Genomic DNA, 19,889 nt, shown 5'->3' with positions numbered 1-19,889 from the left:
TTAGTCAATTATTTTTAAAAAAAGACGCCTTTTAACGGCGTCTTTTTTTGGTTTTTCCGATCAGGCGGGTGACGAGGATCATCGTGACGGACAGCGATCTGTTTTTGCGGTACGCCAAGTATTTCCCGCGCCACTCCGGTTTGTATTTTTCTTTAAAGGCCCGCAGCCCGCTGAAGCTGTACATATACCGGACGTTGTTGAAGATGACGGCCGCGATTCTTTCCGACCAGAAAGATGTAAAAGCCGTTCCTACGTTTGACAAAGGCGCCATGCCCATATTGAAGGTGGTATAGCCTTTTTCCTGCGCCCAGAGAAACAGACGGATGAAAAGCGCGTCCATAATACCGTTCGGCGCGCTTTTCCGATAACGCATCAAGTCGACGGATATCTCGCCTTCCTGATACATCGGCATCAGGTTGGCAAAAGCGATGATCTCCCCTTCCGCGTCTTTCACGTAAGCAATCGGCGCCTGTTCCAGATAATCCCGGTCGAAGAAACCGAGGGAAAAACCTTTCTCTTTTTTCGGTCCGAGCCATTCGTCCGAAATGTCTTTCAGCTTGGCGATAAACTCGGAGGAAAACGGCGGTTCCCCGACATGAAATGTGTAGCCTTCGCGGTCAAATTTGTTGTTAATCGCCCGCAGCCCCGCTTTTTTCTTACCTGAGAGCGTAAAGGCCTCCATATCCACGAATGCTTCTTCTCCAAGCTTGAAGAAGTTATAGCCGAAGTCATGGTACAGCGCCAGATCTTCACGTTCGATCTGATAAAACATGACACTCAGCCCCTGCTTATGCGCTTCATTCAGAAATTCCTCAATCACAAGCGGAAAAGAGTCTCTCTGTCCTGACGGATCACCGAGCACGACAAGCCTTCTGGAAATCTGGCTGAACAATAAAAGCGCTTTGCCGTCGCTTGAGAAATAAAACCGCTTATCCCCGAGAAAGCCGAGATGGCTGAGCGCGTTTCCTCCTTCTTCCGCCAAAAAGGACTTCAGCCGTTCAGGATCGGCCTCTTCTCCGATCGGCTTCGATCTTTTATGATAAAAGAACGTAAACAAAAGGAAAAACAGCGGCACAACAATAATGGCCGTCATCGTGGCATATGTAATGTGCGAATTGTTATGGACGAAATAGTCGTGGCGCAGGAGCCGATTCATTTTATCCCAAATAAAGCCGGCAATGAGATTGTAGTTAAACAAGGCGATAATAAACAGAGCGGCCGCAAAAATCATCTGGCCGAGCGTATACGATGCCTGCTCTCTGATAAACTGCCGCTTTAACAGCACAAGCAATACGATGACGACAGGCAGAATAAAGATCGCGCTGATGTTCATTCCTTTTAAGAAACTGAACACAAAACCGCCGACCAGCGCGGCAACCGCCATTGAATAAGAACGTTTCGTCCGTTTGTATAATTCAATCGGCAAAATTAATAGAATCAAAGCCGCGCTTAGCGATAACGCGTTAAACGCAAGGAGCGCCGGGCGCGGAATGTGCGGGATGACCGTCTCCCTGTCGATCGGCAGGGCGACGGACGCAAGCACGACGACTCCCGCCATGAAAACCAAAAGCGACAGCGAACCGTAAAGCACCCTGATTAAGATAGCGCGCTGGAATACGAGAAGCACGTTCGTCGTTTCCACGGCAGGCGCCATCTTCGGATTTGATTCCAGCCGTTTAAGCGTATTTTCCGTTAAGTCGCCGGCCGCAAAGAACAGCCCGAACACAAACGGAATAAATGAATACACAATCCGATAGATGACGATGGATGTCACAACCGCCTCCTGGGGAAAGCCCATATTCTGCATGCCGAGCAGAAACAGAAGGTCAAACGAACCGAATCCTCCCGGCACAAGGCTGATGATTCCCCCGATAGCGGCAATGGCAAATACACCGAATACATGGCGGACATCCGCTTGAATCCCCATGACATACAGGGAATAATACATGACGACGGCCGCCGCAAACCATTCGGCAAACGATGCCCCGATGTAAGAAAAAACCGGATGCCTCGGTTTTGCTTCACCGTCTTCTGCGCCAGCTTTTTTATTGTTGATCCCAGCGGCGATTAAGGCTGCCGGCACAATAAGCGCCACTCCGGCGATAACAGCCCACAGCCACGGTTTCTCACCTGTAATCTCTCCAACCGGCAGAACCCGGGCGATGGTCAGGATACTGAAGACGGACAGCCCGAGCAGCGCTGAGGACGTAAGCCAGGCGATGCCTGCGACGAGGCGTTTTACGTCATTCGTATGTTCTTTGTAAAGCATCGTCCGCAGCCCGATGCCCGCCAGACCGCCGAATCCAAGGACATTGTTAAAGGAATTGGCGATAAAGGAGACCCTGAATACTTTCCAATTCGGAATGTTGAGGCGAAGCGTCCGTTTCAGCACAAAGTCATAAAAGGACATCGCGCTGACGGCAAGAAGGCCGAGCAGAACGAGAATAAATAAATCGTAACGCTCAATCCCGTTAATAATGTACAGCGTTCTTTTAAAAGAAAGGTCTGTCAATTCCTTTTTGGACTGATAAATGACTAAAAGCAAAACTGCAATAGGAAATAATACTTTTAATATCGATAAGGCATTCTTTTTAGTCAGCAATGTTCTCTCCAATCATCATAAAATAGCTTATTTATCATAATTCCCCCAATAATCTCCAACATATTATACACTACCACCTCACATTCAAACAAAACTCGTCTGCAACTTTCTTTCTCTGATTAAAATCAGTAATATGGTATGCAGGAGTATGAATGAGGAAGTGAGACGATGGATTATAATCTGCATGATACAACAGTATTAGGCGGCGATATTTTTTCTCCTGAGGAACGGGATATTTGGGTGCTGTACATGAAAGTGATGACATCGGCGGGGCTCGGCGATGTGTCGGAGTGGATGAAGCTTGATATGAGCATGCCGCAAATGAAGGTGCTGATGCTTCTGAACAACCACGGGACGCTTAAGGTGAGTGACATAGCGGAGAAAATGGGCGCTTCTCTTTCAAATACGACGGGGCTCCTTGACCGTTTAGAAAAATCATGTTTCATTACACGCGCTCCGTCAGAAGAAGACCGCCGTTCAGTCGTCGTTCAATTAACGGAAAACGCGAAAGATATTTTCCGCAGCCTTTATCAAAAAGGACATGTAAAATTGAAGCGTTCATTGGAAACGCTGACCGCTGAAGAAAAACAAACGGTCAATCAAGGGCTTTCCATTTTGGCAAGAGCGCTTGATTCTTCCAAACAGGGATAGAGATGAAAAAGGCCTGCCGGTATCGGCGGCCTTTTTTTGTTTGACATTTAATTCATTTGAAGTGAATAATATATTCGAAGTGAATTAAAAACGGAAGGATTGATCAGTATGCCGGAGCCATTGCAAACAGAAAAAAACCAGAGCTGGGCCATCACTCTCTTTACGATCGGTGTGTTCATGGCGGCGCTGGACAACGGAATTATTTCCGCTGCTCTGACGACGATTAACAGCTCTTTTGATGTTTCTCCTTCATGGGGATCGTGGGGAGTGACCCTTTACACATTGGGACTCAGTGTCAGTGTGCCGATTGTCGGCAAGCTGTCGGACCGATACGGGCGGAAAAAGCTGTTTATGATTGAAGTCGGGTTGTTCGGACTCGGCTCTTTGCTTGTCGCACTCAGTCAGAGCTTCCCGATGTTTTTGGCGGCACGGCTCATTCAGGCCCTTGGCGGCGGCGGAATTTTTATTATCGGGAGTTCGCATGTACTGGCCGTGCTTCCGAAGGAGAAACAGGGGAAAGCTCTCGGGCTTTTAGGGGCGATGAACGGTATGGCGGCCGTCCTCGGACCGAATATCGGGAGCTTTTTGCTTGATGTAACCGGGTCGTGGCATTGGCTGTTCTTGATTAATCTGCCGATTGCCGCCGCTTTGGTTGTGTGCGGCGGTTTGTTTATCGCTGAAACGAAAGAGCCTGAGGCGAAACGGCTTGACCTCGCCGGCACAATGCTGCTGTCTCTTGCGATCTTATCTTGCATGATCGGTATCACGAATCTCGATGGGGCGAAGCTGTCAGAAAGCATAATGAACGTAAAGGTGTACGGGTATCTTTTGGGAGCGGCACTTCTCTTTCTGGTGCTGCTTAAAGTCGAAAAGCGGGTTGAAAACCGAGGGGGCGATCCGATTCTCGCCTACTCGCTGCTGCAAAATAAAGTGTTTCAATGGACGCTCGTCATCGGATTTTTATCGGGAGGGCTGCTCGCTGCGGTCATTTTTATTCCTTCTTATGCGGAGCAATATTTGCACGTATCGGCGGAGAAAGCGGGTTATTGGATGACGCCGCTCGCGTTGGCGTCAGGAATCGGAGCGTGGCTCGGCGGGGCGATCACGGATAAAAAAGGGCCGGTCTTCTCCGCGGTTGTATCAGGCGCCATCGCATTTGCAGGCTTCAGCCTGTTTCCGTTATGGGTGACGGATAAATGGGAATTTGTCACAGCGAGTGTCATTGCGGGGGTCGGTTTCGGATTTCTGCTCGGGGCTCCGCTGAATGTGCTTGTATCAGAAACTTCGGGCCAAAACAAAGGAACAGCGCTCGGCACGCTGTCACTCGTAAGGCAGGTCGGGCTGACGCTCGCTCCGGCTTTATATGCCGGCTTCATTACAGCGGGCTTTGACCGGATCGGAGATGACATCAAAAACCGTTTAGCGAAAAGCGGCATTCCCGCTGATCAGGCGCAAATGCCCGATATCGGCGGCGGACTTTCTTCGTTGCAGGAGCAAGTGAGCCGAATCCCTGTTCCCGCCGTCAAAAAAGCGGTTTCTGATGCAATTGAAGCGGGCATTTCCAGCGGCTACCACCATCTTTATACGGCAGCCGCCGTCATTTCATTATGCACGATTGTGTCTGCGGCTGTTTTGGCGTATTTCCGGAAGCCGGCATCCTCTAAGACAGATGCCAGCCCATCCGCCGGGAAAGCTCAGTAATATGGGCGATGTGATGTTCAGAGTGCCAGACATATAGCCCGAGCGCTTGTTCCAGCGTAACCGTCTCTTTAGATACAGGATGGAAGTATGTCCGTTTGAATTGGGCTTCCGTCATGGAGCGCAAAAGAGCGGCCCATCTTCTGTGCAGGATCGTTAACAGCTCAAGCGCATCCCCGCAAGCGGCGGTTTTGGAATCATGAAGATCGGCCCAGCCTTTTTCATCATAAGGACGGATTTCCGGTTCATTCTCCGTTAAGCTCAATTTAAACCGGGTATAGCCGTTCATGTGGCTGTCCGCCAGATGGTGAACCACTTGGCGGACAGTCCATCCCCCTTCGCGGTAAGGCGTATCAAGCTGACTGTCCGACATCGCTCTGACAGCTTGTTTCAGTTTGGCCGGAGCGTGTTCCAGCGCATTGATCCATTCTTGTTTCTGTCCGGCCGAAATCGATTCAGCCGGCTGATATTCTCCAATCGGATAGCTGAGGGTTTGTTTTTCCATTTTTGTCTCTCTCCCGCTGATCGTATTATGAAAGTATGATGGTGATGTCGCAGCCTTCCGCTTTCGCTTCACGAAAGACCTGAAGCACACTCTCGGCGCCATTTTCTGTAAGCTGCTTGCTTTGTTCAAACTGGCTCCATTCTAAAACGAGGGGGTATTCCACCCAGCCGGTCAGACAATCCCATAAAGCGTCAAGGTTTTCACCGTAGTATTCAGGAAGGGCAAGTTCCTTTTTCAATGTCTGGTGCAGGTCGCTCATACTTCTGATTTGCTCCCCGTTAATAACTGCTTTATTCATGCGCTGCTCCTTTCCCATGTTTTTATTCTATCAGTTTACCATTTTCCTCTTCAGAAGTGGCCGGAGTCTGCCGCGGTTCCAGCTGGACGATGCCTTGCCCGCCGTCAACGGCCACCCTGTCCCCCGTTTTCAGTTTTGACGTTGCATTTCCGCATCCGACAACGGCAGGAATCCCCAGTTCCCGGGCAACGATCGCCGCGTGGGACAAAGGGGCGCCGACATCCGTTATGATAGCAGCCGCTCTTGGAAAAAGCGGGGTCCAGCCTACATTGGTTGTCGACGTCACTAAAATTTCCCCCGCCGCAAAAGAATCCCCGTCTTCCGGAGCATCAAGGACACGGACAATGCCCTCCACTCTCCCGGCCGCTCCCGCGAAACCTTTTAAAGTATGCGCATCATCAGTTTCCGCAGGCATAAAAGCATCGTAATAATCCGCTCTTCTGTCAGGATCCTCAGCCCATTTAAACGGATTGAACCTTCCGTTAATAACGGATGGGAACGGCGGCAGTTTTTTATAGGTTTCATAGTTTTGCTTTCTCGCTTGAATCGACGCAACCGCCGGCTCTTTCCCCGCGAGCAGATCGGTTATTTCATGCAGATACAGGAAGAAAATATCGTCCTTCATGCCGGTCATTTCCGTCGCTCTGAGCGCGAATGCTCTGGCTGTCCGGTACACCCTGACAAATTCGGATCTGGTTGTTTCTCTAATATTCGCGTATTCTGACGCTTTTTCCATTTTGGCTTTGAGCCATTTGACCTTATGAGGATACTTTTCTTCAAATCTTCGGAAGGCCTGTTCATGCGCCCGCTGCTGTTTCAAAAGCAGTTGTTCGGCATCAATACCCGACTCCTTGTGTTCTTTGATCTGCTTCGTCAGCCAATCCCGGTTTTCTCCCGGATGCGGTATGGAAAGTTCGTATTCATGCGGGCCACGGTGGCCTTGGTTCCTGAGATATTCTTCCTCGCTCATACGGCCTTTCATGACTTGATCAATGCCGATAATCGGCTCCAGGCTGGCCAGTCCGCCTTTTCCCCTCAGATTGGACAGCAGGAGATTCGCATCTTCTATCCCTGCGAGTTTTGTTAATTGAGAGGTTAACGACGAAGAGGATTGCGCAGAATCACGCCCGCCGGATATTAACGCAAACCACGCGTTGCATAAATACGGATAGATCTCATTGTTCCATATCGCTAATAATGCCCGCTCCGTTTCGGCACGTTTCAGCTTTTCCTCAATATTCCGGCACCACTCCGGCGATTCGTCCAAGTAGGAGGACATGTTTTTTTTCGCTTGCTTCATTTTCGACAGATACGGTTTCAGTTTTTTCGGGATGATCTTCAAAAGTTCATACTTTGAGAACGGATATAAAGGAATCTTCATTTCCGCCGGGATTTCACCCAATGTATCGCTCATCATTTTTCCTATTTTTCCGCCTTTCGGATTCAGACCGAAAGCGGCAAGAACGGAAAGAGGCTGGCTCATATTGTTATAGGCTCTGCCGCAAATATTGCCGGACCAGACATAATAGCCCGGAATAATGCCCGACTCTTCATCCAGATTCCGGAGGAGCGACCATGTCAGCGGCGTCATCACATCGGGAATCGCTTCTCCTATATTGGTGTTTGTCCATAAAAAATCACCGCTGAAAGAATCATTCCATTCATAGGTTTCCAGATTTCCGGCTTGTAAGGTCGTAATCGGGCGGGATTGAAGAATATACAATGTCCCGCCCGCGGCAGCCCATTCAATATCCTGCGGCCCTCCAAGATCTTTTTCCAGCTTTTTCGCCAGTTTATAGAGCTTTGACGCATATTTGCGAAATTCCCCGGGGCCGTCATATTTTTTCTTGGGCCGTGCCAGTTTAAAAGAATAGGCATCGGCTTCCCCGGAAACAAGCTGCTCCCCGAGACCGTAAACGTAATTGCCTGTCATCTCCCGCCTGCTCCCCGTAATCGGATCTGCGGTAAACAGCACTCCGGATATGTCAGACGGTATCATCAGCTGGATGACGATTGCGATTTCATGCTCATCTTCCATTCCCTGAACGGCGCTGTACGCTTTTACTCTTTCTGACTGTGTCGATCGGCGGACTTCATCAATCGCCCTGAACATGTCTTGATCTGTTTTGACATTCAACACCGTATCGAATTCTCCGGCAAAGGAAGCCTGAGCGGAATCCTCGCTCAGCGCGGATGAGCGTACGGCAAACAACGCAGATGCATGGCGGCTGCGGATGGAATTCACATATTGATCAACAGCCTCTCTCGCCTGATGGCGGAGCTGTCCGTCCTGAAAGGCAGACGGCAAAATCACAAACCCTTCAGGCACAGGATACCCGCTTTGATACATTTTAGAGAGAATGCTTCCTTTTCCTCCCGCAAAGGAATAAAGTTCGGCCGGAAGTTCTCCGAATGTTTTGACACAGTCATTCATAATGTCCCCGCTCCTTTTTAGTCGTTCATCCAAGCTCACAGTTTTTCTCTTTTTCACTTTTTTTGAAAGTATTTCCTATAAGTATACAATATATCGGTCTTCACAAGGGAGAAAATCGATGGCGTTATGTTGTCATAAATGCATCCGTCAAAACGGCCGCAGGCGGGGGCTTTGTTTGCAGGATGTACAACTATCCGTCCTCGTGCCGGATAAGGCGGACCCATATCAAAAAGGCGGCCGAAACGCCGCCTTTTTTTCAGACTGTGCGGCCTTGATGCGCCGCCGTATTTCTTTTGGTCTGCTTCGGCTGATACACTTTCCCGACAAACAGGTATCCGTATCTGAAATGGTTGCACACCCAAGATACGAAAATGGGACCGAGCGTGCAGATCAAAAATAAAAGAAGGATGGCAGCCGGCAAAGGCATTGACCGCAAATAGCCTTCCAGAAGATATCCGCTGATTAAAAAGTAGGAGTGCAGCAGATAGATTGAAAACGAATAGTTGCTGATCATCATCACAATCGCGGGCACTTTTTTGAGCTTTGAAAACAGATGAAAACACAGAAAGATCATACTGACCGCGTAAATCATAATATCCGGACGCTTAGAGGAAATGGAGCCGCCGCTGATATATGAAACGGCCACAATCAATATTGCCGATACGGCTGCACTGAAGTAAACCGCATAACGGTACTGATTGATGAGCGATAAAAAACGCGGATATTCCTTTCCGCAATAAAATGCCAGACAGAAATAAAATACCCAGCCCGGAAACGGAACCCAAAAGAACGGAAAAATAGAATCAAGCCCCGATGATACGGGCGGATGAACGATGGAAAAGTAAGCCAGATAGACGGCGTTGATGATAAACGAAACAGACAGCACCCACACGGGAGATGTGTTGTTCAGCCAGCGGTGCAGCAGCATATGGAGAATGTAAAATTGAAAGATCACAAGAATGAAGTAGCCGATGAAGTTTCCTAAAAACACATTTTCTAAAAATTTACCGATCACTGAAACGAATCCGGCTCCTTCTTCCGCCACGCTTTTCATTAAAATGGCATCCACCGCGGCAATAAACAGAAACGGCACGAAAATGACTTTGCCCCTTTTCTTTAAAAAACCCGCGGGAACGCCTCCCGGGTATGACCTGGCAAGCAGAAATTCCGAAATAAAGATAAACGCCGGCGTGCTGAACATCAACAGGGTCCGAAAAGCATCAACCGTATGGGCGGCACTGGCTAAGGACTCTTCCTGAATCATCAGCACCATTGAAACTGCATGAAGCAGAACCACACTTAAACAGGACAGGCAGCGAATCACGAAAATTTCTTTTATCTGCATGCGGCCGCTCCTTTTTCACAAGCGCGCCGGACTTTAGCGTATGCTTGGCGCAGCCATTTTTCCCGCAGCTCGGGTGTGCTCGTTTTGACGACAGAAAAAAGGTTCCGCTCGGCTTTTTGAATGCCGCAAAATTGCAGAATGCCTTTTTTCAGCGTAATCCAGTCCGAGTTTTTCCGGAACCACTTTAAGTACCAGCCCGGGGAATCCGCCGTATAAAAGACTTGTGCCGTCTCTGCCCGGAGCAGTCCTTTTACGCGGCCGTTTTCATATGTGTAGGCTTCTCCGGCGACAAGCACTCTGTCAAAAAAGCCTTTCATAATCGCCGGAACGCCTCCCCACCACAGCGGGTAGATGAAAATGAGATGATCCGCTTCTTTCATCAGTTTCCGGTATTTCTTCGTTTCAGCGTCCCGGTTCATGTCAGAGCGCTTTTTTTCGCCGCCGTACTTCAGCACGGGATCAAATTGGTCGGCGTATAAGTCAATGACCGTATAGCTTCGGCCGCTGTCCTTTAAAGCCATGACGACGTATTTTACGAGAGCCGCATTGAAACTGTTCTCATCCGGGTTTGCATACACAATCACCGTCTTCATATGTCCCTCCCAGTATTTCTTAATTTTTACAATGATTATATCATGATGTCATATGAATGAGGCAAAGACATGAGAAAGGCTTTTTGATAACCCCTTTCTGCATATTTTCGCTGATTTTGCCGCCGCAGATTCAATTACAAGCATCCGGCACTTCTCCGTTTTTGAGCGGCCGTATGGTATACTAGCTGTCAAATGAATGGGCTTGGAGGACAACATGAGAATTTTAAAGTACGCGATTTTAGGGCTTTTGCGAAAAGGCGAATTGAGCGGATATGATATATCGAGCTATTTTAAGGAAGAGCTCGGCCAGTTTTGGAGCGCAAAGCACAGCCAGATTTATCCGGAATTAAAAAAACTGACGGCTGAGGGATTTATTACGTTTCGCACTGCGATTCAAGGAACAAAGCTTGAGAAAAAAATGTACACGCTGACTGACAAGGGAGAGCTGGAGCTTGCTGCCTGGCTGACGAAAAAAGACCCGATTCCGGAAACGGTGAAGGATGAATTTATGCTGAAGGCTTATTTCATCTCAGCTTTGACGCAGGAAGAAGCGGATGAGCTATTCACCGATCAGCTCGTAAAGCGGAAGGAGAAATTGTCCGATCTGGAAAACAGTTATCAAGAACTGATGACATCGTCCGCGGAGGCGGATTCATTTTCTTCTCCTGATTTCGGCCATTATCTCGTGCTGACAAAAGCGCTTGAGCGGGAACGGAATTATATTTCCTGGCTTGAAGATATTTTGGCTCTCATCAAAAAAGCATAAACAAAACGGGGCGGCTCTGTATCTGCAAGCCGCCTGTTTACGTTCTGAGAACCGCATTGATAAACGAATCAGCCATTAAAATAAGGAAAAGCAGACTGAAATACACAATCGAATAAAAAAACATCCCCTTCGACCATTGCGTGTCATCCGCCGCCTGAAAGCCTTTGACGCTCCGGTACAGCCAGATGGCTCCGAGCAGGAGAGCGGACGCGGTATAAAACGGGCTGACGTCTATATAAAGAGGAACGAGCAGCGAAACCGCAGTCAGAACGGCAATATAGCGCAGCATTTTTATTTTTGTGACGCGATTGCCTTTTATAATCGGCAAAAGCGGAATGCCGGCGGCACGATACTCTTCCTTTCGCCTGATTCCGATCGCCCAGAAATGCGGCGGCTGCCACAAAAACATAATTGCGTATAACAAAATCGCGGGCATATCAATGTACCCAGTCAGCGCGCAATAACCGATTAAAGGCGGAGCCGCCCCCGGAAAGCTGCCGACAAATGTGCTCCAGACGGATTGTCTTTTAAACCAAAGCGTATAAACGACGGCATACAGCAAAAATGCAAGCAGGCCAAGAACGGCGGTCAGTACATTAAGCGAAGCAAGCATGATGAATCCGCATGCGCCGAGACATGTGCCGTACAGGATCATGACCGGCGGCGGTATTCTCCCCGTGACGCTTGCGCGGGTGCGGGTTCGAGCCATCTTTGCGTCCATGCCGCGGTCAAAGAAGTTATTAAAAACAGTGCTTGATGCCATGACCAACGCCGTTCCGATCATAGCAACCGCCATGGCGGCAAATATACCGGGCCCTCCGCCCGTCCTTTCCGACTGAAGCCATGCAATCCAAAATCCGCCCAATGCGGCAAGTGAATTTGAGATGATAATCCCCGGCTTGGCTAGAATGATAAAGTCCTTAACCGTCACCCGGTTTCCGTTATGCTTCATCGGCTGTTCCGTCTGTGCTGCATTTGAATTCATTTGTTCAGGTTCTCCTTTTTCGGCTTATCATATCAGGAAGAATCAGGAAGAACAATTTATTTTGGACATTTTTCACACAATTGTAAATTGTATATGAAAAGCCGCATCTTGTGACCGGATGCGGCTTTTGCCTTTTTCTATTCAAATTCTGCCCATACAACACCCTGATCCGCCGAACGGACACAGTTTTCAATCCAGCGGATGCCCTGAGCTCCGGCCGGCGATGGCGGGCTCCATGCGTCATTTTTGCGCCTCACTGAGATGTTCGCTCTCTTCAGTCACAGACGTTCTTTCCCGAGCCTTTTCAAGAAAAACTTCAGAAAAATAAAAACCCTTGCCGGTTAGACGGCAAGGGTTGTTTCTTACAGTGTAAATGCGATATCCGCCCCTGATACAGGGTCTTTGACGAATACGCCCTCTTCTTTTTCTTCGATCTCAAAGCCGGCATCGGTCAGCGCTTTTGTCACACGTGACAGCTCTTTTTGATGCGGCAGCGCGATGGTGTAATAATCCAGCCCGCTTGCATTTCCCGGTTTCGGCGACGCATGTTCTCCGGCCCATATATTCAGACCGATGTGATGGTGATACCCTCCCGCCGAAACAAACAGAGCAGACATGCCCGCGTAATTGCCGACAATGTCAAAACCAAGAATATCGGTGTAAAACGCTTTGGCTTCCTGTAAGTCCGTCACATGAAGATGGATGTGGCCGATAACAGTTCCTTCTGGGAGACGGCTTTTCCGTTCAGCTCCGGCTTCTTCCAAAAGCCCGTCCACATCGACGGGCGCCGTTTGCATAACATAATTGCCCTCTGCATCCCGGCGCCACGTGCTGCGGGGACGATCGGCGTATATTTCAATGCCGTTGCCGTCCGGATCAGACAGGTAAAGAGCCTCACTGACCGCGTGATCCCCCTGACCGAGCGCGATGCCGTTTTCAATCAGCCTGGCCAATGCGATACCGAGTTCTTTCCGGTCAGGCAGAAGTATCGCGAAATGGTAAAGGCCGGTGACAGACCGCTCCGGCAGAACGACGGCGCCTGGATTTTCTTCAAGCACCAGCAGTACGCGTTTTCCGTCTGCTGACAGTCTTGCTGAACGATCTGTCTGCGAGATGACTTGAAGGCCGATTACATTCCGGTAAAAGCCGAGCGAGCGTTCCATATTTTTAATGGTCATTTTGACATAGCCGATTGCCGTATCTTGATGAATACCGGTCATTTGAACGCCTTCTTTCTTATGCTGAAAAAGTTTCTCCCTTTTTTGATTTGAAAAGGAGCTGATCCAATGAAAGCAGACGGCTTCCTGAAAGCGCTAAGTGAATTGACGCAACCAGTAAGATGAAATCAAATTCCGATCCGCCCATAAATGGTGAGGAAAGCTTCGCCGTGAAGATGGCGCCGACTAATGTGACGGCAAACAGAACGCCGATAATGCGCGTTGCCAAACCGAAAAAGATCAGAACCCCGCCGACAAGCTCAATCGTAGCGATGACATAGACCATAAATGCCGGAATCCCGATGCTCTGGAAAAATTGCGTAGTTCCTTCCAACCCTTGAAACTTGGATAAACCGTGAACAAAAAAGATAATACCTGTTACAACCCTTAAAAGCAGTGTTCCTGTTTCGAATGATTTATTCATAAAATCCTCCTTGAAAATTATTATCACTTACTTTATGTAAGCTAGTATATATACATAACTTATTTACGTCAAGTAATTTTGTTACATTTAACGAAAATAACTTAAAAGTACTATTTGCCTTCGCAAAAAAAGACCTCCGCACTCTGTCGGAGGTCTTTTTCCCTATCTATGATTCCCGGAACTGGCTTTCATATAATTCCCGGTAAAACCCGTTCTGCCTGAGAAGTTCGGCATGGGTTCCTTTTTCAGCCATTTCGCCGTCCTTCAGCACAAGAATCTGATCGGCTTTTTGAATCGTGTTCAGCCTGTGAGCGATGATGACGCTTGTTCTGCCCGCCATTAAACGGCCGAGCGCTTCTTGTATTTTCACTTCCGTCACCGTATCAATGTTGCTCGTCGCTTCATCCAAAATGAGCAGCACCGGGTCCGCCAGCACAGCTCTCGCGATGGAAATAAGCTGTTTTTGTCCTTGGCTGATGCCCGCGCCGTTTTGGGTAAGGACGGTATCGTAGCCTTTCGGGAGCCGTTCGATGAATCCGTGGGCATTGGCGGCTTTTGCGGCTGCCTCCACCTCTTGATCAGATGCGTCCAGACGGCCGTAACGGATATTTTCCCTGATGGTGCCCTGAAAGAGAAAGGAATCCTGCAGGACAAACCCCATGTTTTTTCTCAAACTGGATCTCGTCAGTTTTTTGATGTCCGTTCCGTCAATGAGGATTTTTCCGTTATTCGGCTCGTAAAAACGGGCGATCAGGCTCGTAACGGTTGTTTTACCCGCTCCGGTCGGTCCGACGAAGGCGATTGATTGTCCTTTCGGAACGCTGAAGGACAGGTGTTTTAAGATCGGGCTGTCTTCCTGATAGCCGAAGGAGACATCTCGGAATTCAATCTCTCCCGTTTTGATCGGCTGGTACAGCGCATGCTCTTCATCTTCCCGCTCCTCTTTTTCATCCAGCACGTCAAACACCCGCTCAGCCCCGGCGATGGCCGATAACATCGTATTGAACTGATTGGCTAAATCATTTAAAGGGCGCGTGAACTGCCGCGAGTATTCGGCGAATACGACGATAGATCCGATTGAGATCCATCCCTTCAGCGCAAACAGCCCGCCGACCGCCGCTATAATCGTAAAGCTTAAATTGTTTAAAGAGTTCATGACTTTCGGAATGAATCCCGAAATTGTCTGCGCCCAAAACCCCGATGATTGTAACGCCGCGTTTTTTTCTAAAAATTGTTCCATGACGCGGTCTTCCCTCGAATAGGCTTTAATGACCTTCGCCCCTGATATCGACTCTTCAATAAAACCGTTCAGCTCGCCGAGGTTTTTCTGCTGCTGTTTAAACAGCAGTCCCGTCCGGTTGGTGATCCATTTAATGCTCAAAAGCATGATCGGAATAATCAAAAGCGTGATCAATGTTAAAAGCGGACTCATGTACAGCATGACGGAGATTGTGCCGATGAATGTAATGACGCTCGACAGCACTTGAATGACGGATGTATTTAAAGTGGAGCTGACATTTTCGATATCATTGGTGACCCGGCTCATTAAGTCCCCGAGCCGCTGTTTATCAAAAAACGGAATCGGCAGCTCATGGAGATGGGTAAACAGCTCGCTCCGCATTTTAAACACGGTGCTTTGCGAGATATTGATCATCCAATAGTTTTGAAACCATAAGGACAATGATTGCACGAGGTAAATCCCAAACAGGATGAACAGCACCCCCGCCAATCCGTCTGTCGTCTGTCCGACGATAAAATGATCAATCGCTTTCCCGATGACGAACGGTCCGAGCAGGCCGAATATGGCGCTTATGACTACCATGATGATCACAAGGGTTAAAAGCCCTTTTTTCTCGGCTACATAAGACCAGATTCTGCGCAGCGTGCCTTTTGTATCTTTTGCTTTCGCGCGTTTTCTGCCGCCTTCATTTGATTTGAGCGGTATTTTCGGATATCGGAAAGGTTTACGAATGTCTTTTTGCATTGTCAGCTCCCTCCTTTCCGAATTGTGATTCATAAATCTGCCGGTACAGATGAGACTGTGCCATCAGCTCTTTGTGCGTGCCTTTGGCCAGCAGTTCGCCGTCTTCAAGCAATAAGATGGTGTCAGCCTTCATTGCAGTCGTTATTTTCTGCGTAATAATCAGTGTCGTGCATTCATAGGATCTGATCGCTTGTAAAAGCTTCGCTTCCGTCTGAAGATCGAGCGCGCTCGTACTGTCATCTAACAGCAGGAGGGACGGCTTTCTGATAAAAGCGCGTGCGATGGAAATCCGCTGTTTCTGCCCGCCTGACAAATTGACGCCCCGCTGTCCCAGCACGGTGTCGTATCCGTTTGACAGCTTCATAATTGTGTCATGGATTTGCGCGTCTTTGGCCGCTTCCATTACTTCATCTAGTGAAGCATCCTCCCGCCCCCAGGCGATATTTTCACGGATTGTTCCCGAAAACAGAAGCACTTCCTGCGGAACATAGCCGATTTCCCTGCGCAGCCCGCAAGCGGAGAATTCACCGATCGGTTTGCCGTCTATGAAAATACTGCCCGAATCAGCCGTGTACAGGCGCGGAATCAGCTGAAAAAGCGTTGATTTTCCTGAGCCTGTCGCGCCCATAATGGCAACCGTCTCTTTTGGGCTGGCAGAAAAGGACACGTGATGCAGCGCGTCTTTTTCCATGCCCGGATAGCGGAAGGACACTTCGCGAAACTCAATCCCGCCTGCAAGCGCCCGTGCCGGGTCCTGCCCCGTTCCCTCGCCGCCTTCTGTTTCCAGCACCTCGCCGATTCTTTCCCCGGAAGCCTTCGCCCGGGAAAATACCATGATGAGAAAAGGAAGGACGGACAGCGCGCCTGTAATCCGCGTCGCATAGTTAATGACGGAAACGACATCGCCGACCTGCGCTCCGCCCTGAGCAATGCTTTTGGCGCCGAACCATAAGATAAACAAAATGCAAATGTTCATCAGCAGCATTAAAATCGGCATCGCCGCTTCCACGAGACGAAAAGCGGAGACCGTTTTTTCCATCAGCTTCGTATTCGATTTCAAAAAACGTTTCACTTCGTGGTTTGCACGGAGGAGCGCTTTAATCAGTTTGATCGCCGTCAGGTTTTCCTGCATGATCGTGTTGACCTGATCAAGCCGCTTTTGCACAGACCGAAACAGCGCGCCGCCTCTTTTCAGCACCCACAGCAAAAACAAAAGCAAAATCGGGACCGTGATCAGCAGAAAAAAACCGAGTTTCGCATTGACGGTCAGCGAGAGAATAATGCCGCCTGCGATCATTAACGGCGCACGAAGCATAAACCGGAGACTCATGAAAAGCATATTTTGGACCTGTGTCACATCGTTTGTCAGCCGGGTGATAAACGATGTGGATGAGAATTGCGCAAACGTCGAATAAGAGAAGGATTGAATTTTTTGAAAAATCCCCTTTCGCGTATCATACGCATAGCTCTGGCTGATGTGGGCGGAGTAGAATGAATTTATAATTCCCGATGCGAATGAAACAGCGGTCAGTCCGATCATCACGCCGCCCCACAGCCAAACCGTACCGAGATCCTGCTTTAAAATTCCTTCGTCAATGATTTTCCCGATCAGCAGGGGCTGTATCAGCTCTACCGCAAGCTCGATGAGCATGAAAAACAGAGCGATTCCCGCCAAAAGAGAATACGGTTTTACATATGATAAAGCCTTTGACATGTGTAAGCCTCCAAATCCTTTGTTCAATATGTATGTATATTTATTTTATTTGTTTGTCTTAAATGAATAAAGGATTAACCCTTGAACTCGCACTTTTATTATGTACTTTGTGTAAAATGATTGAAGATAAAAATGAAGGGATGAGGCGTGCAGATATATGGAGGCTGTCTTATCTTTTCTTATTACCAGCTTTTGAATCGGAGCCTTGATTTTAAAATGAATTAGCGGAGCCTTTAAAAAGGCGTCCGCTATTCAGGATGGTCAATTATGCTTTGTCATTTCATTTAACGAATGAAAACGAGAGCGACCCCGAATCCTTTACCAGCATCAAACTCATTGATCACTTTCATGACCTGCCAGCGCTGGTTTGAAGCATCAGATTTTGTTGCAATCCCGTTATGAGCGTGAATAAAATCTCCCGGTTTCACAGTCTCATCGCATCTGACATATACCTGGCCGATGAGCCCGACAATGTTCCATTCGTCTCTCTCTTCTCTTGAAGCGTAGTCTTCTTCAGGCCGAAAGTCCGGATTTTCCTTTGGCGCCATGACCGTATGGCCGTTCGCATCTTTCTGTTCTTCATAAACATAGCCGCCAAATTCATTCTTTACGTATCGTCCCGACCAGTGAAAACTCGACTCGCCAAGAATCACTCCGGCGGTCTCGGAAATGACCCCAAGCATGAGGTCACCTTTTTCAGCCGGTCTGATCTTATCACCTTCAAGTGTGACAAGTGTTCCCGTCGGAATCTTTTCCCCTCTCAGGCTTTCAAAATACTCGGCGTAGTCAGAGAATGTCGAGGAACCTGTTACGCCTCCCGCAGCCTTAATTGTTCCTTCTTTTGCGTGAAGCTCAATCTTTCTGTTGGCTGATGACGGAGTGCTGCCGGCACCCCAGCCAAGTGCTACAGAATCTGAATTCGGATTAATTGTATTGTACGAAGAAAGCACTGAAGATTGAGCCGCTCCGGTTGCTCTTCCCCGAACAGAACCAGCCACAAAATTATTATTGCCTGTAGCGTGAGATTCACGGGAGCCAATGACTCCGCTTCCTTTATGTTTGAATAAGAAATAAGGAGTGACTGCTCCTCCAATGTTAAAGTCAGTTTCATAACCTGAAAAATCACAATTGGATACATTAAGATCTGGATCTGAGGAATAAATTCCAACTGTCCCGCTATTATTTTTTGGAGATCTCTGTCCCCAAACATTACTAACAACAGACTCGTACATTCCGCTGCCAAATGCAACTCCTTTTTTTCCGGAGTCAATCAAGGTGACACCATCCACCATTACTTTCCCTACTGAGTTATCCCCGCCGACAATATATAAGTCATTGTCTGCAGTCTTAAATCCGCGAATGGTTATATTCTTTAAGCTAATTAAGCGTCCTTTATAAAATACGCTGACTACCGAATTACCCTTATAATCAATTGAACTATCATCACAAACAGCATGGAAATTCACAACACTCACCCCATCATATCCGGAGATTTGCAACGCGTTTGGACCCGCCCCTTTGTAAAGATCATTCGGCTTAGGGTTATATGCGATACAATTCGCAAGCTGCACATCGTGGGCTGTCGCTGACTGAGGATCGCTTGCTGTGTGGTGACCGATATGGCGAATGCTATATCCAATGGCATTTTCGTATGCGCGACAGTTAACAAGCTGCACTCTCTCGCAGCCGGTGCATAACCGTGTGCCTTAATCTCAAAGCCTCGGACTCCTCCAATTGAGATACAACTATCAATCATTACGTCTTGAGAGCCGTCATCAATTTCAAAACAGTTTGTGTTAGAAGTTCCATCGTTTAGCCCCATAGGATGATAAGAGAGGCAATGACTGAAAGTCGTGTGTTTCCCAAAGTGACAAGTAAAGTTATCATCGCCGGACCCTGTTGCTTCACAATGTGAAAACGTTACAAAGTTACAGCCGTTGGGCTGATAATAAGTTGGATCATCTTTTTCTCCATGTCGGTTATAGTTCGGGCTTGTAGAATCAAAGCCGTGCAGGCCGGCGTTCTTCGCAAACACATGCTCAACAAAAGAATAGTCAACATTCGCAAAAAGCAAACAGCTTGAAGTGGGACCTTTCGGAATCTTCCAGCCGGCAGGACGCGTATCCTTGTTCCAATCCAAAGTGAGATGGCCGACATAAATATTTTCATTACCGTTCGTATAATCACTGTTGGTCAGAACAGAATGGCCGACCGGTGTTTCGTCTAATAATTTAATGACCGTTCTTTTCTTGCCTGCTCCGACAAGCATTGTATTTGACGGAACAAACAATCCCGATGTTCTGAATACACCCGCGGGAACTGTTACGACATAACCTCCGTCGGCCATGGCATCATGAAATGCCTGCGTATCATCCGTTACGCCGTCACCTTTAGCTCCAAAATCCATAACGTTCCGCTCTGTCACATGTTCAAATCTGTTTTCATACATGTTAAGTCTTTCATTTAAATTTTCATAAGTTGACGTGCCGTTGCTAAGCGCAGCACCGATTTTGCTGTCAATCGCTTCAAAGTTTTGAGCAATGCTTTCAACCTCAATCCCCTCCGTTTTATCGGGTTTGTAAAGTCCTAAGAAAGTCGTATAGTTTGTCATTGCCTTGCCTCCTATTTTTGAATTGCTGTTTAAAACACCGAACACCACAGAAGTCTTTCGTT

The 19,889-nt window shown here is 48.2% G+C and carries 14 protein-coding genes and 2 pseudogenes; 3 read left to right on the top strand and 13 right to left on the bottom strand.

Annotated features, from left to right (window positions below):
* Nucleotides 1–31: 31 nt before the first annotated feature.
* On the bottom strand, nucleotides 32–2,602 hold the full coding sequence (gene mprF, locus G4O42_RS04195) for a bifunctional lysylphosphatidylglycerol flippase/synthetase MprF (RefSeq protein WP_032872384.1): 2,571 nt from the start codon (nucleotides 2,600–2,602) through the stop codon (nucleotides 32–34).
* Nucleotides 2,603–2,770: 168 nt separating this feature from the next.
* Between mprF and G4O42_RS04190 the strand changes: the two genes are divergently transcribed.
* Complete coding sequence (locus G4O42_RS04190) at nucleotides 2,771–3,253, top strand: MarR family transcriptional regulator (protein ID WP_007610142.1); 483 nt, start codon at nucleotides 2,771–2,773, stop codon at nucleotides 3,251–3,253.
* Nucleotides 3,254–3,361: 108 nt separating this feature from the next.
* Nucleotides 3,362–4,954 carry an MFS transporter gene (locus G4O42_RS04185; RefSeq protein WP_032872380.1) on the top strand — a complete coding sequence of 531 codons (1,593 nt, stop codon included), beginning with the start codon at nucleotides 3,362–3,364 and terminating at the stop codon, nucleotides 4,952–4,954.
* On the opposite strand, the gene bstA is transcribed toward G4O42_RS04185, so the two are convergent.
* From bstA to G4O42_RS04160, 5 genes are all read right to left on the bottom strand, one after another.
* Nucleotides 4,914–5,456 carry a bacillithiol transferase BstA gene (gene bstA, locus G4O42_RS04180; protein ID WP_007610139.1) on the bottom strand — a complete coding sequence of 181 codons (543 nt, stop codon included), beginning with the start codon at nucleotides 5,454–5,456 and terminating at the stop codon, nucleotides 4,914–4,916. The two genes, G4O42_RS04185 and bstA, sit on opposite strands and share 41 nt — an antisense overlap.
* Before the next feature lie 25 nt (nucleotides 5,457–5,481).
* Nucleotides 5,482–5,754 carry a ribonuclease inhibitor Barstar gene (locus G4O42_RS04175; RefSeq protein ID WP_029973990.1) on the bottom strand — a complete coding sequence of 91 codons (273 nt, stop codon included), beginning with the start codon at nucleotides 5,752–5,754 and terminating at the stop codon, nucleotides 5,482–5,484.
* A 22-nt stretch (nucleotides 5,755–5,776) separates the two neighbouring features.
* Nucleotides 5,777–8,188: a PEP/pyruvate-binding domain-containing protein gene (locus G4O42_RS04170; protein ID WP_032872377.1), complete on the bottom strand. Its 2,412-nt coding sequence runs from the start codon at nucleotides 8,186–8,188 to the stop codon at nucleotides 5,777–5,779.
* A gap of 256 nt (nucleotides 8,189–8,444) precedes the next feature.
* Nucleotides 8,445–9,533: an acyltransferase family protein gene (locus tag G4O42_RS04165; RefSeq protein ID WP_032872375.1), complete on the bottom strand. Its 1,089-nt coding sequence runs from the start codon at nucleotides 9,531–9,533 to the stop codon at nucleotides 8,445–8,447.
* Entirely contained in the window at nucleotides 9,524–10,126 is a 603-nt protein-coding gene (locus G4O42_RS04160; protein WP_032872373.1) for an NAD(P)H-dependent oxidoreductase, read from the bottom strand. Before G4O42_RS04160 ends, G4O42_RS04165 begins: the two co-directional genes overlap by 10 nt.
* 214 nt (nucleotides 10,127–10,340) lie before the next feature.
* Here G4O42_RS04160 and G4O42_RS04155 point away from each other — a divergent pair, with 214 nt between their 5' ends.
* Nucleotides 10,341–10,892 (top strand): PadR family transcriptional regulator, encoded by a 552-nt coding sequence (locus G4O42_RS04155; RefSeq protein WP_012117104.1) that lies wholly within the window; start codon nucleotides 10,341–10,343, stop codon nucleotides 10,890–10,892.
* Between the two features lie 37 nt (nucleotides 10,893–10,929).
* Here G4O42_RS04155 and cyoE read toward each other — a convergent pair whose 3' ends face one another.
* The 7 genes and pseudogenes from cyoE to G4O42_RS20155 form a co-directional block, all read right to left on the bottom strand.
* A complete protein-coding gene (cyoE, locus tag G4O42_RS04150; RefSeq protein ID WP_032872371.1) occupies nucleotides 10,930–11,877 on the bottom strand; it encodes a heme o synthase in 948 nt (315 codons plus the stop codon).
* Nucleotides 11,878–12,014: 137 nt separating this feature from the next.
* Nucleotides 12,015–12,095, bottom strand: a pseudogene (locus tag G4O42_RS19915) (hypothetical protein); the annotation flags it as partial.
* A gap of 144 nt (nucleotides 12,096–12,239) precedes the next feature.
* Complete coding sequence (gene catE, locus G4O42_RS04145; protein WP_032872368.1) at nucleotides 12,240–13,097, bottom strand: catechol 2,3-dioxygenase; 858 nt, start codon at nucleotides 13,095–13,097, stop codon at nucleotides 12,240–12,242.
* A 16-nt stretch (nucleotides 13,098–13,113) separates the two neighbouring features.
* Nucleotides 13,114–13,518, bottom strand: a complete 405-nt coding sequence (locus G4O42_RS04140) for a DoxX family oxidoreductase CatD (protein ID WP_007408534.1) — start codon at nucleotides 13,516–13,518, stop codon at nucleotides 13,114–13,116.
* Between the two features lie 166 nt (nucleotides 13,519–13,684).
* Nucleotides 13,685–15,502 carry an ABC transporter ATP-binding protein gene (locus G4O42_RS04135; RefSeq protein ID WP_032872366.1) on the bottom strand — a complete coding sequence of 606 codons (1,818 nt, stop codon included), beginning with the start codon at nucleotides 15,500–15,502 and terminating at the stop codon, nucleotides 13,685–13,687.
* Nucleotides 15,483–17,216, bottom strand: coding sequence for an ABC transporter ATP-binding protein (locus G4O42_RS04130; protein ID WP_032872363.1), 1,734 nt, complete (start codon nucleotides 17,214–17,216; stop codon nucleotides 15,483–15,485). Before G4O42_RS04130 ends, G4O42_RS04135 begins: the two co-directional genes overlap by 20 nt.
* 284 nt (nucleotides 17,217–17,500) lie before the next feature.
* Nucleotides 17,501–19,827 (bottom strand): annotated as a pseudogene (locus tag G4O42_RS20155) (peptidase G2 autoproteolytic cleavage domain-containing protein).
* Between the last annotated feature and the right edge of the window lie 62 nt (nucleotides 19,828–19,889).

The organism is Bacillus sp. LUNF1 (assembly GCF_011008975.1).
Classification (GTDB): Bacteria; Bacillota; Bacilli; order Bacillales; family Bacillaceae; genus Bacillus; species Bacillus velezensis.
The sequence above is the reverse complement of the archived record's forward strand: the minus strand, read 5'-3'. Positions and strand labels throughout refer to the sequence as shown.

Coding starts and splice junctions, on each gene's coding strand:
- catE (WP_032872368.1), bottom strand. CDS start 13,097: ATGACCGGTATTCATCAAGATACGGCAATCGGCTATGTCAAAATGACC.
- G4O42_RS04190 (WP_007610142.1), top strand. CDS start 2,771: ATGGATTATAATCTGCATGATACAACAGTATTAGGCGGCGATATTTTT.
- G4O42_RS04175 (WP_029973990.1), bottom strand. CDS start 5,754: ATGAATAAAGCAGTTATTAACGGGGAGCAAATCAGAAGTATGAGCGAC.
- cyoE (WP_032872371.1), bottom strand. CDS start 11,877: ATGAATTCAAATGCAGCACAGACGGAACAGCCGATGAAGCATAACGGA.
- G4O42_RS04185 (WP_032872380.1), top strand. CDS start 3,362: ATGCCGGAGCCATTGCAAACAGAAAAAAACCAGAGCTGGGCCATCACT.
- G4O42_RS04155 (WP_012117104.1), top strand. CDS start 10,341: ATGAGAATTTTAAAGTACGCGATTTTAGGGCTTTTGCGAAAAGGCGAA.
- G4O42_RS04130 (WP_032872363.1), bottom strand. CDS start 17,216: ATGTCAAAGGCTTTATCATATGTAAAACCGTATTCTCTTTTGGCGGGA.
- G4O42_RS04160 (WP_032872373.1), bottom strand. CDS start 10,126: ATGAAGACGGTGATTGTGTATGCAAACCCGGATGAGAACAGTTTCAAT.
- bstA (WP_007610139.1), bottom strand. CDS start 5,456: ATGGAAAAACAAACCCTCAGCTATCCGATTGGAGAATATCAGCCGGCT.
- G4O42_RS04170 (WP_032872377.1), bottom strand. CDS start 8,188: ATGAATGACTGTGTCAAAACATTCGGAGAACTTCCGGCCGAACTTTAT.
- G4O42_RS04140 (WP_007408534.1), bottom strand. CDS start 13,518: ATGAATAAATCATTCGAAACAGGAACACTGCTTTTAAGGGTTGTAACA.
- G4O42_RS04135 (WP_032872366.1), bottom strand. CDS start 15,502: ATGCAAAAAGACATTCGTAAACCTTTCCGATATCCGAAAATACCGCTC.
- G4O42_RS04165 (WP_032872375.1), bottom strand. CDS start 9,533: ATGCAGATAAAAGAAATTTTCGTGATTCGCTGCCTGTCCTGTTTAAGT.